The sequence below is a fragment of the Plantactinospora siamensis genome, from assembly GCF_042434095.1.
Taxonomy (GTDB): Bacteria; Actinomycetota; Actinomycetes; order Mycobacteriales; family Micromonosporaceae; genus KBS50.
In genome coordinates this window covers 155,514-171,511 of sequence record NZ_JBHLUE010000002.1, presented here as the reverse complement: position 1 = coordinate 171,511, position 15,998 = coordinate 155,514, and the positions used below count along the sequence as shown (strand labels likewise).

Sequence of the window (15,998 nt, the reverse complement as noted above, 5' to 3'; positions counted from 1 at the left end):
CCGGTGGTGGGGTCAGCGGGTCCAGTCCTGTTTCGCCGCGCGGACCAGGCGGTCCTTGAGCTCCCGGGTGTGCCGCCGGCTCACCGGCAGCTCGGCGCCGTCCACCACGACCACGTACCCGGAGCTGGCCAGCCGCAGCTCGGCGATGAGCCGCAGCTGCACCAGGTAGGACCGGTGGATCCGGACGAAACCGGCGTCCGCCCACCGGTCGGCCAGGGTGGCCAGGGGCACCCGGACCAGGTGGGAGCCGTCGGCCGTATGCAGCCGCGCGTAGTCGCCCTGCGCCTCGACCCAGCGCACCGCGGAGCGGGGCAGCATCCGGGTGGTGCCGGCCAGCTCCACCGGGATGGCCGGGTCCTCCTCGGCCCGGGCCAGCGCGGCCGGATGGCTGGCGACCACCCGGGAGCCCACCACCCGGCGGACCGCCTCGGCGAGCCGCTCGGTCTGCACCGGCTTGCGTACGTAGTCGGTGACCCCGAGATCGAACGCGTCCACCGCCCCGTCGTCGTACGCGGTCACGAAGACGATGGCCGGCGGCCGGGCGAACCGGCGCAGCACCCGGGCCAGCTCCATCCCGTCCAGGCCGGGCATCCGGATGTCCAGGAACACCGCCTCGACGTCGACGTCCCGGAGCAGTCGCAGCGCCTCGGTGGCGTCGCCGGCGGTGTGCACCCGGGCCACCCGGGGATCGGCGCGCAACAGGTAGGCCAGCTCGTCCAGCGCCGGCGGCTCGTCGTCCACGGCCAGCACCCGCAGGAACGCGGTCACGCGCTGGCCCGGACGTGGCGGTGGAACTTCGGCACCCGCATGCTCACCTTCGTACCAGCTCCCGGAGCCGTCTCCACGACCAGCCCATACTCGTCGCCGAACGCCGACCGGAGGCGTTCGTCCACATTCGACAGCCCGACGTGCTGGCCCGGGTCGTCCACCCGGGCCGCTGCCGCCCGCTCGGCCGCCGTCCGGTCCGTCGCCTCCCGCTCGCCTGCGTCCGGATCGTCCGGCACCCCGTCGGCCGCCGTCCGCTCGGTCGGCTCGGAGCCGCCGAGCAGCACCGCCGGGTCCATCCCGACCCCGTCGTCCTCCACCGTGAGGTGACACTCGGCGCCGGCGTCCCGGGCCACGATGCTCACCATGCCCACCCCGGTCTTGCGGGAGAGCCCGTGCCGGACGGCGTTCTCGACCAGCGGCTGCAGGCAGAGGAACGGCAGGCTCACCGGCAGGACCTCGGGGGCGATCTGCAGCCGTACCTGCAGCCGGTCGCCGAACCGCGCCCGTTCGATGGTGAGGTACCGGTCGATCGAGCGCAACTCCTCGGCCAGCGTGGTGAAGTCGCCGTGCGCCCGGAACGAGTACCGGGTGAACTCGGCGAACTCCAGGATCAGCTCCCGCGCCCGCTCCGGATCGGTCCGGACGAACGAGGCGATGGCCGTGAGCGCGTTGTAGATGAAGTGCGGGCTGATCTGGGCGCGCAGCGCGCGTACTTCCGCCCGGGCCAACCGCTCCCGGGACGACTCCAGCTCGGCCAGCGCCAGCTGGTCGCCGGTCCAGTGCGCGGTCTCCAGCGCGGCGTGCACCAGGCCGGGCGCGGGCGGCCCGCCGGAGACGGCCACGAGCGCGCCGACCGGCCGGTGGTCCGGGCCGGTGAGCGGGGCCACCACGGCCCCGCGCACCGGGCAGTCCACCCGGTCGCAGTGCAGGTCCGACTCGCCCAGCACGGCCGAGCGGTTGGCGGCGATGGCCCGGTGCGCGGCCGCCACCAATTGATCAATATGGTGCTCGCCGCGGCCGTCGAAGGCCAGCGCCGCCCGCTCGTCGACCAGGGCCAGGCCGGCCGCGCCGACCAGGGTACGCAGGTGCCGGACGGCCTTCCCAGCGCTGGCCGCCGTCAGTCCGGAGCGCAGCGACTCCGCGGCCAGCCCCGCGGTGTGCAGCACCTCGTACGTGGCCCGCTGACCGGCCGTGACGATGCCGCGCCGGGCCCGCAGCCGCAGCACCGCGAACACGGCCGCACCGAGGGCGCTCACCAGCACCAGCACGGCGAACGCGGCGGACAGGTTGGCGGCCACCGTCGAATCCTGCCGCTCGCCGGGCCGGCACGCCAGCCCGGCTCAGCACGGCAGCGCGGCGCTGACCCCGAAACCGCCCGCCGAACGCGGGCCGGCGACGAGCCGGCCGCCCAGCGCCTCGACCCGTTCGCGCATCCCCAGCAGGCCGAACCCGGCCCCGTCGGGCAGACCGGCGCCGGCCGCCGCGCCGGATGATGCGGCGCCGCGGGGGGCGCCCGAGCCGTCGTCCCAGACGTCCACGCACAGCTCGCCCTCGGCGACCCGGACGTCGACCGTGACCGTGGTGGCGCCGGCCGCGTGCCGGATCACGTTGGTCAGCGACTCCTGCACCACCCGTACGGCGGTCAACTCGACCAGCGCGGGCAGCTCGCGGCCCGGTTCCGGCAGCCCGACCCGGACCCGCAGGCCGGCCGCCTCGGCCCGGACGGCGAGTTCCGGGATGCGGGCCAGGGTGGGCTGCGGCGCGGTGTCCCCCTCGGTCGGCTCGCCGCGCAGCAGGTTCAACGTGGCCCGCAGCTCCGTCATGGCCTCCCGGGTCGACGAGCGGATCACCGTCAGCGACCGACGGGCCGAGTCCGGCACGTCGTCGTCCAGCGCCTCGAGCGCGACCCGGGTGTGCACGCCGATCACCGAGATGGTGTGCGCCAGCACGTCGTGCAGGTCCTGCGCCACCCGGAGCCGCTGCTCCGCCATCCGGCGGCCGACCTCCGCGGTGGCGACCGCCTGGGCCTGCTCGACCCGGGCCTCGGCGTCCAGCCGGCGTCGCCGGGCGGTGGCGCCGAGCAAGGCGGTGACCAGCAGCGCCGATCCCGGCCCCCACACCGCGGGGGACGACCAGAGGAACCGGTTCGGCGGCAGCGACAGGGCCAGGTAGCCGGCCACCAACAGCGGCGCGGCCCGCACCGCCGCCCGCCCGTCCACCACGAACGCGGCCAGGGCGTAGCAGCCGACGAAGACCGCCAGCACGGGCGCGCCGCCCGGATAGCCCGCCAGGTGATAGAGCGCCAGGCCGGCGACGGTCACCCCGGCCACGACCACCGGCCGGCGGTGCCGCCAGGCCAGGGCGGCCGCGGCCGCCAGGCCGAGCGCGTAGCCGAGGGCCGGCGCGCGCACCGGCCAGGGCGAGCCACGGAACTCCCCGAACGTGCCGAGCGCCGTCGCCGTGGCGACCAGCACAACCAGGGGGAGTTCCATGGCGGGCTCCCGCCGCCACCAAGCGACCGTGGACATGTCCCGATCCTGCCGGTCAGCCGGCCCGTCCGGCAGGAGCCAGTCGCGGGAGATCCCGGGGCTGTTCGGCGCGGGCCGGGGACGGCGGCACCCGCAGCAACCGGGCCAGCGGTGCGGGCAGCCACCAGTTCCACCGGCCGAACAGGCTGACCAGGGTCGGCACCAGCAGGCAGCGGACCACCGTCGCGTCCACCAGGATGCCGACGCCCATCCCGGTGGCCAGCATCCGCACCTGGGTGGCCGGCGCGGTGGACATGGCGACGAACGCGAGCACCAGGATGAGCGCGGCGCAGCTGACCAGCCGCCCGGTCCGACTCAGCCCGGTGACGACCGCGGCGTCGGTGTCCTCGCCCGCGTCGTACGCCTCGCGCATCCGGGCCAGCAGGAACACCTCGTAGTCCATGGACAGGCCGAACAGGAACGCGAAGACCATCAGCGGCAGCCAGGTCGGGATGGCGCCGGCGGCCGGGGAGCCCCAGAGGGCGTGACTGCCGTGACCGTCCTGCCAGACGAAGGTCAACGCGCCGTAGGCGGCCCCCAGCGAGACGAGGTTCAGCGCCACCGCCTTCAACGGCAGCACCAGCGACCGGAACGACCGGGCCAGCAACACGAAGGTGAGCAGGCAGACGACACCGAGCATGAGCGGGAACCGCCCCCAGGTCGCCTCGCGGAAGTCGGCCTGTTCGGGCCCCTCGCCGGTCACTCCCAGCACGGCCGGGTCGCCGGTCGCCGCCGCCCGGATCCGGGCCACCGTCCGCGCGCCGGCGGCCGCCCCGGACTCGTCGGCCGGCAGCACGGTGACCAGCGCCGTACCGTCGTGGCGCTGATCCGGGGCGTCCGGCGCGACGGCCGCGAACACCCCCGGCACCGCGCCGAGCCGGCTCGCTACGTGCGCCGCCGCGTCCGCGCGGGCCAGCACCACCACCGGGCTGACCACCCCGCTGGGCACGCCGCCGTCGGTCACGGTGCGCAGCGCCTCGTACGCCGGGCCCGAGCGGGCGAGCGAGGCGGTCTGCGGGTCGCCCATCCGCAGGTGGGTCATCGGCGCGGCCAGCACCGCGAGAAATGCGAGCCCGGCGAGGGCGGCCGGCCAGCGCCACCGCACGACGGCGCGGGCCCAGCCGGTCCACCCCCGGCTGGCAGTGTCGTCGCTGCGCAGCCGGAACCGGTCCAGCGCCGGACCGAGCGCGTCCAGCAGGACCGGCAGCAGGGTGACGGCCGCGGCCACCGAGACGAGCGGGATCAGCGCGCCAGCGTACCCGAAGCTGCGCATGGCCGGCATGGGCAGGCCCACCAGGGCGACCAGCCCGATCGCCACGGTCAGCCCGGAGAGCACGACCGCCCGCCCGGCGTGCGCCATGGCGGTCCGCACCGCGTCCCGGTTGGCGGCGCCGTGCGTGCGCTCCTCCCGCCACCGGGTGACCACCAGCAACGAGTAGTCGATGGCCACGCCCAGGCCGATCAGGCCGATGATGAACTGCGCGACGAAGTTCACGTCGGTCACCTCGGTAACCCCGAGCACCAGCAGGAACGTGCCGAGGATCGCCACGCCCGCCATCACCAGCGGCAGCACGGCCACCAGGCTGCCGAACACGAAGGCCAGCACCACCAGCGCGCCGATGCCGCCGATCAGCGTCTCGACCAGCACGCCGTTGCCGCCCGTACCACCGTCCGAGTCGGACAGCGCGGTGATTCCGGTGAGCGTCACGGTGGCGCCGGCGGGTGCGGCGCTCCGGACCGCCGCCTCCGCCGCGGCGGGCAGGCCGGGTGCCGCGTACATCGAGGGCAGAGTCATGATCGCGTACGTGCTGCGCCCGTCGGCCGTGACGAACCTGCGGTCGCCCGTGCCGGCGTAGTCGACCAGGCGGGCGCCGACCGGCCGGGCCGCCGCGAACGCCCGCCCGGCCGCGGCCCGTCCCGCCGGGCTGTCGACGCGCTGCCCCGCCGGCAGGGTCAGCACCAGCACAACCGGCGGCGCTCCGGCGTCGACGTGGTAGGCGGCGGCGATCCGCTCGGCGGTGGTCTGCGCGGGGCTGCCGGGCTGGGTGAAGTCCTGGGTCATCCGGCCGGTGGTGGTGCCGGCCGTGAGCGCCCCGGCCAGCGCCACCGCCAGCCATATCAGCGCCACCGCCAGGCGGTGGCGCAGGACGAACGAAGTCAGACGAGACACGGAAACCCCCGTTGCGAAGGTGTCGAAGATTCTTCTTCGACGCTATGCATCGGGCTCGATCCGGTCGTCCCACCAGCGCGGTGACCCCGCTACCGGATCTGCGGTACGTCGCCGCGCCCGCCGTACCGCAGCCGTGGTAGCCGGGCGGCGACGCCTCAGCCCTGGCCGGCCAACCCGCCCTCGTACGCGAACACCACCAGCTGGGCGCGGTCCCGGGCGCCCACCTTCGCCATGGCCCGGTTCACGTGGGTCTTCGCGGTGGCGGAGCTGAGGTGCAGCCGGCCAGCGATCTCGTCGTTGGACAGCCCGCGGGCGACCAGCGCCACGACCTCGCGTTCCCGGTCGGTGAGCTGGCGCAGCCGGTCGGCGGCCGCGCCGTCCACGGCGGCGGGTCGGGCCACGAACTCGGCGATCAACCGGCGGGTGATCCGCGGCGACAGCAGGGCCTCGCCGCCGGCCACCACCCGGACCGCCTGCCGCAGGTCGTCCGGCTCGATGTCCTTGAGCAGGAAGCCGCTGGAGCCCGCGCGCAGCGCCGCGAAGACGTACTCGTCGACCTCGAAGGTGCTCAGCATGATCACGCGGACGTCCGCGAGCGCCGGGTCGGCGACGATCCGCCGGGTCGCCTCCAGGCCGTCCAGCACCGGCATCCGGACGTCCATGAGGACCACGTCCGGCCGTTCCCGCCGGGCCACCGAGACCGCCTGCTCGCCGTCGGCGGCCTCACCGACCACCTCGACCTCGGCGGCGCGTTCCAGCAGCGCCCGGAAGCCCGCTCGGACCAGCGCCTGGTCGTCCGCGAGCACCACCCGGATCACCGCCGCAGTATGCCACCGGCGCGGGCGGGCGGGGGGCCTAGTATGCGCCCTTGCGGGCCAGCACCACCCCGATGGTGCGCCACAGGATGCTCAGGTCGTACGCCAGGGACCAGTTGTCGACGTAGTAGAGGTCGAGCCGGACCGACTCGTCCCAGGACAGGTCCGAGCGGCCGGAGACCTGCCAGAGGCCCGTCATGCCGGGCCGGACCAGCAGCCGGCGCCGGACGTCACCGAGGAAGTCGCCGTCGTCCGCGGGCAGAGGGCGCGGCCCCACCAGCGACATCTCGCCCTTCAACACGTTGATCAGCTGCGGCAGCTCGTCCAGCGAGCTGGCCCGCAGGAACCGGCCGATCGGGAAGACCCGCGGGTCCAGCTTCATCTTGAACAGCATGCCGTCGGTCTCGTTCTGGTCCACCAGGCCGGCGAGCCGTTCCTCGGCGTCCACGTACATGGTCCGGAACTTCCAGACCCGGAACGTGCGGCCCTCGTGCCCCACCCGGGACTGGCGGAAGAAGACCGGGCCGGCGTCGGAGAGCCGGATCGAGACCGCGATGGCGATGAACAGCGGGATCAGCAGCAGCAGGCCGAGGCCGGCGGCCACCCGGTCCAGCAGGTTCTTGGCCAGCAGCGCCGGCCCGGAGAGCGTGGGCTCCTCGACGTGCAGCAGCGGCAGGCCCTCGATCGGCCGGATGTGCACCCGCGGGCCGGCGATGTCGGTGAGCTGGGGCGCCACCACCAGGTCGACCCCGGAGCCCTCCAGCTGCCAGGCCAGCCGGCGCAGCTCACCCGGCTCGGCGCTGGCCGACCCGCAGACCGCGATCGTGTCGCCGCCCACCTCGCGGACCAGCGCGAGCACGTCCCGGCCGGCGTAGACGGGCACGGGGGTCTCGATGCCCCGGGCCGCGGCTATCCCGTCGGTGAGGGCGATGGCCACCGGCACCAGGCCCGCGGCGGGGCTGCGGGTGACCGCCCGGTAGACCTCCAGGGCGTCCGGCAGCGTCCCGACCAGCACCATCCGGTGCCCGGCGTGCCCGCCCTTGGTGCGTACGCCGTGCAGCACCAGCCGCGCCACGTAGCGCTCCAGCAGCAGCAACACGGTGGCGCCCACCAGCGCGGTGGCCACCGCGTACCGGGAGAGGTTGGTCTTGGTGGCGAAGGCGAGGAACGAGACGCTCGCGGCCACCGTGACCGACGCCCGGATCACCCGCTTGAACTCCTCCGGCCCGAGGCCGAGGTAGCGACGGTCGTATGCCCGGTTTCCCCAGAGGATGACCAGCCAGCCGAGCGGCAGCAGCAGGAACGTGACCGTGTAGAACCAGGTCGGGTCCTCGTTGACGTCATAGAAGCCCGCCTTGGCCTGGTCGAACCAGGCGATGGCGATCCAGCTCGCCAGGGCCGCCGCGGCGAAGTCGGCGAGCAGCAGGGCGGCGGTGTACGGCCGGTGCCAGCGGGACACCCGCCGGCGGGCCCGGGCCCACGCCGAGCGCGGCACGCCGTTGGCCGTCGGGGCAGTCGGCGGCTGGATCTCGAAGCTGTCGAGGTGCGCGTTGCTGCTCCGGTAGATGTGGCCGTCCGGGCGCTGGAGGCTCGTGGTCACCTCGCCTGGGTCCTCCCGCCTGACACGTGCCAGCCACTCCCCATAAGGGCTCGGGTCGCCCACCGTCCCAGTCTCCCACGCCGACCTGGCCGGACGTTGACCCCGCAAGACATTACGCCACCCGGTCGCACCGCCCACCCGCGCGCTTTCCGGGCGTCCGCCCGGCGGGCCGGTCGGGCCGCGGCGACGACGGACCGGGCAACTATACCGACGGATCGAGCCGTGCCAAGGCGCGCCGACCGGGCGGTTTTCTCACCTGGTGGGGGATTTCCGTGCGCTTTCACTCAGCGCACAAGGCGGGACAACCGACGGTCAGCCAGCGGCTTGCCGCCGGTCTGGCAGCCGGGGCAGTACTGCAGGCTGGAATCGGCAAAGGAGACCTCGCGGATCGTCGTGCCGCAGACCGGACACGGCAGCCCGGTCCGGGCGTGCACACTCAGTCCGGCCCGCTTCTCGCCCTTGAGCTCCGCGGCCCGTTGACCCACCGAACGGGACACGGCGTCCGACAACACCCGCCGGGTGGCCTCGTACAGCGCCTCGAGTTGGTCGTCGCGCAGCCGCTCGCTGATCGCGAACGGCGACAGCTTCGCCGCGTGCAGGATCTCGTCCGAGTACGCGTTCCCGATGCCGGCCAGCACCTGCTGGTCGGTGAGCACCCCCTTGAGCTGCCCCCGGCGGCCCCTGATCCGCTCGCCGAAGGTCTCCAGGTCCACCGCCAGCGCGTCCGGCCCCAGCCGGGCCACCCCGGGCACCAGGGCCGGATCGGGCACCAGGTAGGCGGCCAGGCTCTTCTGCGTACCGGCCTCGGTGAGGTCGAAGCCGGAACCGTCGTCCAGGCGCAGCCGCAGCGCGATGGGTCCCTTGCCGGGCTTCAACGGCAGCTTCGAGCCGAACGCGTCGCGATAATGCAGCCAACCGGCCCGGGCCAGGTGCACCACCAGGTGCAGGTCGCCGTCGAAGGTCACGTCGAGGAACTTGCCGTGCCGTCCCGCGCCCGTCACCCGCCGGCCGGCCAGGGCCGACGGCGGCGGATCGTACGTCTTGAGCGCGGACAGCGACGCGACCTCGAGCCGCTCGACCGCGTGGCCCACGGCCCGCTCGCGCAGATAGGCGCCCAGCGCCTCCACCTCGGGTAGCTCCGGCACGCGTCAACGGTAGCTTGTTCCCTCATGAAGGTGGTCGTGGCGCACAACCGCTATCGGACCGGTCAGCCGTCCGGCGAGAACACCATCGTCGACGCCGAGATCGAGCAGCTGACCGGGGCCGGCGTCGAGGTGCTGCCGTTCCTGCGCAGCTCGGACGAGATCCCCGAGCTGCCTCCGGCGGCCCGGGCGCTGCTGCCGCTGTCGCCGATCTACGCGCCGGGGGCGCAGCGGGACCTCGCCCGCCTGATCGAGGCGCAGCGGCCGGACCTGGTGCACCTGCACAACCCGTACCCGCTGCTCTCGCCCTGGGTGGTGCGGACCGCGCACCGGTACGGCGTGCCGGTCGTGCAGACCGTGCACAACTACCGCCAGGTCTGCTCCTCCGGCATCTACTTCCGGGACGGCCGGATCTGCACCGACTGCCGCGGCCGGGCCCTCGGCGTTCCGGCGATCGTGCATCGCTGCTACCGGGGCTCCCGGGCGCAGAGCGCGCTGATGGCCACCACCCTCGCGGTGCACCGGCCGACCTGGCGCTCGGTGGACCGGTACATCGCCCTGACCGGCGGGATCGCCGAGCACCTGCGCGGGTACGGCATCCCCGCCGAGCGCATCGTGATCAAGCCCAACGGCATCCCCGACCCCGGCGCTCCGGCGCCGCTCGGCGACGGCTTCCTCTACTACGGCCGCCTCTCCGGAGAGAAGGGCCTCGGCCTGCTGCTGGAGGCGTGGCAACGGCACCCGGACGGCGCGCTCGGCACGCTGCGGATCGCCGGCGACGGTGACCTCCGGCCGCTGGCCGAGGCGGCGGCCGTGGCCCGGGCCGATGTCGAGTACCTCGGCCCGCTGGACCGGTCCGGGGTGGCCGCGGCGCTGCGCCGCACGGCCGTGGTGCTCGTCGTGCCCACCTGGTATGACGTGCTGCCGACCGTGGTGATCGAGGCCATGGCGGCCGGCCGGCCGGTGCTGGGCACCGCGCTCGGCGGCATCCCGTACCTGCTCGGAGTCGGCGACGGGGGCGCCGCAGCCCCGGATGCCGCGGTCGTCGACGGCGGCGTGGGCGTGGACGCCGCCGGTGCGGGCGCTCCGGGCGATGGGGGTCTTGGCACGGGCGCCGGGCCGGCCGGCTGGGCCGTGCCGGCCGACCCCGGCGCCCTCGCCGCGGCGCTGCCGGTAGCCCGGGACGGTGCGGCCGCGCTGGCGGCCGGGGCCCGCACCCGCTACGAGCGGATGTTCTCGCCGGAGGTCGTCACCCGCCAGCTCCTCGCCGTCTACGCCGGCCTGAAGTGAAAGGAAGGGCCCCTTCTTATCGCTTTCTGTATAGGAAGGGTCCCCTCTTAACCCCTGGCCGGCCGACCGCGCGCCGGTTGGCCGGGCAGGGTCAGCGGAGGGTGGCGCGGGCCGAGAAGGCGATGCTGGCCAGCAGGAACAGGCCGTTGACCAGGGTGAAGGCGGCGATCAGCCAGAGGGTCCAGGCCGGTACGAGGGTCAGCACCAGGCCGGCCACAAAGATCACCGCGCCGTAGTCGCGAACCAGCTTGACCGCCCGGACCGGCAGCGACCGGGACGCCACCATGCTGCCGGCGTTCGGGCCGGCCTGCATCACCGAGGTCACCAGGTTGACCATCCAGGTGCCGGCGAAGGTGGCCACCAGCCAGGTCGGCGTGCCGTGCCGCTGGGCCACGGCCACCGCCGACAGCGCCGCCACCAGCGCGATCTGCACCGCCACGTCGCACAGCACGTCCAGCCGCGCGCCGAACGCGCTGCCCCGGCCGGTCACCCGGGCGAGCTGTCCGTCGGCGCAGTCGAAGGCGTACGCGAGCTGCCAGCCGACCAGCGCGAGCAGCCCGACCGGCCAGGCCGGCAGCGTGCCGGCGGCCACCCGCGACGCCAGCGCGGCCACGACGGCCGAGGTGCCCAGGCCGAACAGCAGGTTGAGCAGGGTCAGCCCGGTCGGCGGCAGCCCGAGGCGGTTCGCGACGCGGGCCAGCGCGGCGCCCAACCACTGGCTCACGGCCTCGCTGAACAGCCCGCCGCCGCGGTTGGTCCGGTAGAAGTCGCGAACGGCCGGCTCAGTCATCATCGCGGTCGAGGGCATCGACGTAATCTCCCAGCCGGCTGCGGACCTCGTCGGCGCCGAGGTCCAGATGCTCGAGGATGGTGTAACGGTCCGGCCGGGTCCGCGGGGCGAAGGCCACCGCGGCCGCGAACTGCTCGTCGTCCAGGCCGACGTCGGCGGGCGTACGCGGCAGGTTGTGCCGGGCCAGGCAGGCGGACATCTGCCGCAGCCGGCGCTCGTCCCCGCGCAGCCAGGTGCAGAACAGCGCGCCGAGGCCGGCCAGTTCACCGTGCGAGGCCGTCTCCGGGAACAGCGTGTCGATGGCGTGCATGATCTCGTGGCAACCGCCGGACGCCGGCCGGCTGCTGCCGCAGACGGCCATGGCCAGCCCGCTGGAGATCAGTCCCTCGGCCAGCACGATGACGAAGTCGTCGTCCGTCATGTCGCCCGGGTGGTTGATCAGCGCCTCGGCGGCCGCCCGGGCGAGCGAGGCGGCCAGCCCGTCCACCGGCTCACCGCGGACCTGGCGGGCCAGCTCCCAGTCGGCCAGCGCGCTGATGTTGCTGAGCACGTCGCCGATTCCGGCCCGGTTGTGCCGTTCCGGTCCGCTCTCCACGAAATCCAGGTCGACGATCACGGCGATCGGGATGTGTACGCCGTACGAGCCCTTGATCCCGTCGGTGACCAGGCTGGCCACCGGGGAGGCGATGCCGTCGTTGGCCAGGCTGGTGGCCACCGAGACCATCGGCAGGCCGCGCCGCATGGCCGCGTACTTGGCCACGTCCACGGTCTTGCCGCCGCCGATGCCCACCACCGCGTCGTACGAGCGGTTCCGCAGCTTGCTGCCCAGCTCGTTGGCGGCGTCCAGGGAGCCGCCGGTGGTGGTGAACAGGTCGGCCGAGCCGAGGGTCGGCTCGAGCAGCTCGGCGATCCGCTCGCCCTGCCCCGGACCCACCACCACGGCCACGTCCCCGCCCGCGGAGATCCGGCCGTCGGAGAGGATCGCGCCCAGGTCGGCCACCGCGCCCCGGCGTACCTCTATGTGCAGCGGGGTCTGGACGGAACGGGCTAGTAGCGGCACGCGATCTCCCGCGCCCGGGCCAGGTCCTCGTGGTTGTCCACCTCGACCCACTCGACCTCGCCGATGGGCGCTCCGCGCACCTCGCCACCGCGGTCCGCGTACTCCTGATAGCCGTCCTCGTAGTAGAGGTCGGGGTCGCGCCGCCAGGTGGCCTCCAGCGCGTCGGCCAGCCCGGCCGCCGCCTGCGGCTCGATCACGGTGGCGCCGATGTACTCCCCGTACGCGTCGGCCGGGTCCATCAGCTTGGTGATCCGCTTCAGCTGGCCGCCGGAGTCGAGGACGACCTTCATCTCCTCGTCGGCCAGCTTCTTGACCGTGTCCAGGGCCAGCAGGATGCCCGGCCCCCGCGCGGCCAGCAGCGTCCGCTCCACGCCGGCCGGGTGCACGGTGTCGCCGTTGACCAGCAGGGCGCCCTGCGCGAAGTGCTCCCGCGCCAGCCAGAGCGAGTACGCGTTGTTCCACTCCTCGGCCTTGTCGTTGTGCACCAGGGTGATCTTGACGCCGTACCGCTCCTGGAGGGCGTCGACCCGGGACTCCACCGCGCCGGCCGCGTAGCCGACCACGATCACCACGTCGGTGAGGCCGACCTCGGCGAGATTGCCGAGCGCGATGTCGAGGATCGTCGTCTCCCCGTCCACCGGCACCAGCGCCTTTGGCAACGTGTCCGTGTACGGGCGGAGCCGGCGCCCCGCTCCCGCGGCGAGCACCAAACCGATCATGGAAACGGGTCCTCCCTGCCAGACATGAGCCTCCGCAGGAGGATAGCGCCGCCCGGTGGTCGAGTCCGCGTCAGCCGCCGTTACCCGGCCGTTAACCCGGATCCGGTAGTGATCCGGCTCATATCCGTGACCGTCCCGGCCGGCCCGGCCGCGGACCTCTTACCGGAAGCGCGGACCCTCGGCCGGGAGCCGGGTCCACCCGTCGGGCGGGCCGGTCAGCCGGGCAGCGCAGCCAGGTCGGCCAGCAGGTCGAGCCGCTCGTCCGGGGTGAGCGTGGCGTACGGCCCGGCCGCCCGGCGGTCGGTCTCCTGCTCGATGGCCTGCCGCTCCGGGCCGGCCTCCAGCAGCTGGATGCCGGCGGCCGTGTGCCCGGCCGCCGCCCAGGCCGCGGCATGGGCGTCCGCCCGGTGCAGGCGGAGGGTTCCGAGCCGGTTCAGCAGCAGCAGGCCGGCCGGCGCTCCGGCCGGCTCGTACGGCGGCGCCACGGCGGCGAAGGCGGGCCCGGCGTCCGCGGCGGCCGCGCCGAGGAGCCGACCGGCGGCCCCGGCCAACCGCCGTACCCGGTCGGCGTGGTCCCGCCAGACGGCGGCCGTCACCTCGGCGTGCAGGTCGTACAGCTCGGCCAGGAAGGTGAGGCCGCGTTCGGTGGCGGCGAAGCCGGCCGGCATCCGGCGGATCATCCCGTGCGCGACCTGGCGGTCGAGGGCGCGCTGGCACTCGGCGGGGTCCCGGTAGCGGGTGATCGCCGCGAAGCCGGTCCAGTCCACGGTGCCGCCGGGCGCGGCCAGCCGGGTGCGGAGATCGATGAGGAACCCGATGGCGTCTCGGCCGCCGTGCCGCTGGACCAGCCGGCTGCCGCCGCCCAGCCGCACCGCGGCCATGGCCGAGACGAAGATCCGGTCCACGGCCGGGGCGACCAGCGCCGCCACCCGGTACGTCGGCACCGCCACCCGGTCCACCCCGTCGCCCACGGCCGCAAGATTACTGACCGGGGCCCTCCGGCACCGGCCGGAGGGCTTGTCCATAGACCCTCGTCAGGACAGGATGGAGCCCACCGCAGGCCACCACCGCGCCGATCAGGGGTGATGCGTGATGCAGGTACGCGAGGCCATGTCCAAGCAGGTGCTGGTCGTGGGTCCGGAGCACACGCTCCGGCAGGCCGCCCGGATGATGTCGGAGCGGCGGGTCGGTTCCGCCGTGGTGATCGATCCCGAGTCGGAGGGCGTGGGCATCCTGACCGAGCGGGATGTCCTCTACGCCCTCGGCGCGGGTCTGGACTGCGATGTCGAGCGCACCGGCGCCCATCTCACCTGGGATGTCGTGTACGCCGGTCCGGACTGGACCGTCGAGGAGGCGGCCGCCGCCATGGCCCGGGGCGGCTTCCGGCACCTGGTGGTGCTCTCCGACGGCGAGGTGCTCGGGGTGATCTCGGTGCGGGACATCGTCCGGGTCTGGACCAGCTCGCGCGCGCCCGCTCCGGCCTGAGCCGGCGGTCCCGCAGGCTCGGGCACGGCTGTCGCCAACGACCGCCGGAGCTGTCGCCCGTACGCGGGTTCAGCATGCGGACACGGCCGGACCTGCCTCGCGGGGCCCCCGGCCCCCCGTACGCTCGGTAGTCATGACTGCCGAGCAGCTGATCTCGTTCGCCCGTGGGGCGCCCTCGTTGGACATCGTCGATGTCGACGGACTCAAGGCCGCGGCCGTCCGCGCCTTCGAGGACGATCCGGCCGGCATCACCGCGTACGGGACCTCCGTGGGCTACCGGCCGTTGCGCGAGTGGATCGCGCGCAAGCACGGGGTGGACATCGAGCAGGTGCTGGTCACCAACGGCTCGTTGCAGGCCGACGCGTTCCTCTTCGACCACCTGGTCAAGGCCGGCGACGCCGTGGTGGTGGAGCGCCCGACGTACGACCGGACCCTGCTCAACCTCCAGCAGCTGGGTGGCCAGGTGCACGGGGTGACCATCCAGCCCGACGGGTTGGACACCGCCGAGCTGCGCAAGCTGCTCGAGTCCGGGGTACGCCCCAAGCTCGCGCACGTCATCCCGAACTACCAGAACCCGGCCGGGGTGACCCTGTCGCTGAGCAAGCGGCACGAGCTGCTCGACCTGGCCGCCGAGTACGGGTTCACGATCTTCGAGGACGACCCGTACGCGGACATCCGGTTCCGCGGCGAGCCGCTGCCGTCGATGCTCTCGCTCGACGGGAACGGGCTGGTCGTACACGCGTCGAGCTTCACCAAGACCGTCTGCCCCGGCGTCCGGGTGGGCTACCTGGTGGGCCAGCCGGAGCTGATCGCCGCGATCGCCAAGCGGGCCACCAACCTCTACATCTCGCCCGGCATGGTCTCCGAGGCGATCGTGCACCAGTTCTGCGTGTCCGGGGACATCGACCGGTCGATCGCCACCGTCTCGGCGGCGCTGGGGGACCGGGCCCGGGCGCTCGCCGAGGCGCTGCGCCGGCACATCCCGGAGGCCCGGTTCACCGAGCCGGACGGCGGCTACTTTCTCTGGATCGAGCTGCCGGAGGACGTACACGTGGACGACCTGGCGCCGGCGGCGGCCGAGCGCGGGGTGGCGGTGGTCAAGGGCAGCGACTTCGTCCTGGACGGCGGCCGGCACGCGCTGCGGCTGGCGTACTCGGCCGTCGGCACGGAGCAGATCGAGGAGGGCGTACGCCGGTTGGCCGAGGCGGTGCACGCGGTGCGGCGCTGACGCTCGGCCGACCCGTCCGGTTGTCGCCGGCTTCTGTCGGAAACCCGACAGAAGCCGGCGACTGCCGAGTGCAGGCCTTTCCTGAAAGCGAGACCGGGCTCACAATGCTCCGAGCACCGGTTTCCGCTGGCGCGGCCCGGAAGGGCCGGCGAGCGCCGCGGCGACGGGTGTCGAAGGCATAACCCCCCGCCCCCAGGATGGCGCCGGGTGGGCCGCTCGCACCTCACCCCCCCGACGCGGCCGGTCCACCCGGCGCCGCCGTAAGCGGCGAGCCGACCGGGCGGCGTCATGGGCCGCGCCGATGTTCTTCGCCACTCCCGACACGCCGCCCGCCCTGTTGATCATGTGCTTCGCATCCGGCGGCGTAGCCTGCAATCCGCGGTGCACCACCGGGAGGAGGCGA

General features: G+C 74.1%; 14 protein-coding genes. 3 read left to right on the top strand and 11 right to left on the bottom strand.

Annotated features, from left to right (window positions below):
* Positions 1-12: 12 nt before the first annotated feature.
* From ACFFHU_RS02325 to ACFFHU_RS02295, 7 genes are all read right to left on the bottom strand, one after another.
* Complete coding sequence (locus tag ACFFHU_RS02325) at positions 13-768, bottom strand: LytR/AlgR family response regulator transcription factor (protein ID WP_377335162.1); 756 nt, start codon at positions 766-768, stop codon at positions 13-15.
* Positions 765-2,066 carry a histidine kinase gene (locus ACFFHU_RS02320; protein WP_377335160.1) on the bottom strand — a complete coding sequence of 434 codons (1,302 nt, stop codon included), beginning with the start codon at positions 2,064-2,066 and terminating at the stop codon, positions 765-767. Before ACFFHU_RS02320 ends, ACFFHU_RS02325 begins: the two co-directional genes overlap by 4 nt.
* A gap of 42 nt (positions 2,067-2,108) precedes the next feature.
* On the bottom strand, positions 2,109-3,296 hold the full coding sequence (locus ACFFHU_RS02315; RefSeq protein WP_377335158.1) for a sensor histidine kinase: 1,188 nt from the start codon (positions 3,294-3,296) through the stop codon (positions 2,109-2,111).
* A 16-nt stretch (positions 3,297-3,312) separates the two neighbouring features.
* Entirely contained in the window at positions 3,313-5,466 is a 2,154-nt protein-coding gene (locus ACFFHU_RS02310) for an MMPL family transporter (RefSeq protein ID WP_377335156.1), read from the bottom strand.
* Between the two features lie 155 nt (positions 5,467-5,621).
* The gene (locus ACFFHU_RS02305; protein WP_377335154.1) at positions 5,622-6,284 is read right to left on the bottom strand and encodes a response regulator; all 663 of its coding nucleotides are present in this window, start codon (positions 6,282-6,284) and stop codon (positions 5,622-5,624) included.
* 37 nt (positions 6,285-6,321) lie between these two features.
* On the bottom strand, positions 6,322-7,881 hold the full coding sequence (locus ACFFHU_RS02300; RefSeq protein WP_377335152.1) for a sugar transferase: 1,560 nt from the start codon (positions 7,879-7,881) through the stop codon (positions 6,322-6,324).
* Positions 7,882-8,165: 284 nt separating this feature from the next.
* The gene (locus ACFFHU_RS02295) at positions 8,166-9,026 is read right to left on the bottom strand and encodes an Fpg/Nei family DNA glycosylase (RefSeq protein ID WP_377335150.1); all 861 of its coding nucleotides are present in this window, start codon (positions 9,024-9,026) and stop codon (positions 8,166-8,168) included.
* Between the two features lie 24 nt (positions 9,027-9,050).
* On the opposite strand from ACFFHU_RS02295, the gene ACFFHU_RS02290 reads away from it, so the two are divergent.
* Positions 9,051-10,313: a glycosyltransferase gene (locus tag ACFFHU_RS02290; RefSeq protein ID WP_377335148.1), complete on the top strand. Its 1,263-nt coding sequence runs from the start codon at positions 9,051-9,053 to the stop codon at positions 10,311-10,313.
* Between the two features lie 91 nt (positions 10,314-10,404).
* Here ACFFHU_RS02290 and ACFFHU_RS02285 read toward each other — a convergent pair whose 3' ends face one another.
* From ACFFHU_RS02285 to ACFFHU_RS02270, 4 genes are all read right to left on the bottom strand, one after another.
* Positions 10,405-11,106, bottom strand: a complete 702-nt coding sequence (locus ACFFHU_RS02285) for a CDP-alcohol phosphatidyltransferase family protein (protein WP_377335146.1) — start codon at positions 11,104-11,106, stop codon at positions 10,405-10,407.
* Entirely contained in the window at positions 11,096-12,163 is a 1,068-nt protein-coding gene (locus ACFFHU_RS02280) for an iron-containing alcohol dehydrogenase family protein (RefSeq protein ID WP_377335144.1), read from the bottom strand. Before ACFFHU_RS02280 ends, ACFFHU_RS02285 begins: the two co-directional genes overlap by 11 nt.
* Complete coding sequence (locus ACFFHU_RS02275; RefSeq protein ID WP_377335142.1) at positions 12,151-12,882, bottom strand: phosphocholine cytidylyltransferase family protein; 732 nt, start codon at positions 12,880-12,882, stop codon at positions 12,151-12,153. The genes ACFFHU_RS02280 and ACFFHU_RS02275 overlap by 13 nt, the downstream gene beginning before the upstream one ends.
* 215 nt (positions 12,883-13,097) lie before the next feature.
* Positions 13,098-13,853 carry a hypothetical protein gene (locus tag ACFFHU_RS02270; RefSeq protein ID WP_377335140.1) on the bottom strand — a complete coding sequence of 252 codons (756 nt, stop codon included), beginning with the start codon at positions 13,851-13,853 and terminating at the stop codon, positions 13,098-13,100.
* Between the two features lie 121 nt (positions 13,854-13,974).
* On the opposite strand from ACFFHU_RS02270, the gene ACFFHU_RS02265 reads away from it, so the two are divergent.
* Entirely contained in the window at positions 13,975-14,367 is a 393-nt protein-coding gene (locus ACFFHU_RS02265) for a CBS domain-containing protein (RefSeq protein ID WP_377335138.1), read from the top strand.
* A gap of 133 nt (positions 14,368-14,500) precedes the next feature.
* On the top strand, positions 14,501-15,595 hold the full coding sequence (locus ACFFHU_RS02260) for an aminotransferase-like domain-containing protein (RefSeq protein WP_377335136.1): 1,095 nt from the start codon (positions 14,501-14,503) through the stop codon (positions 15,593-15,595).
* The last annotated feature ends 403 nt before the right edge of the window (positions 15,596-15,998 follow it).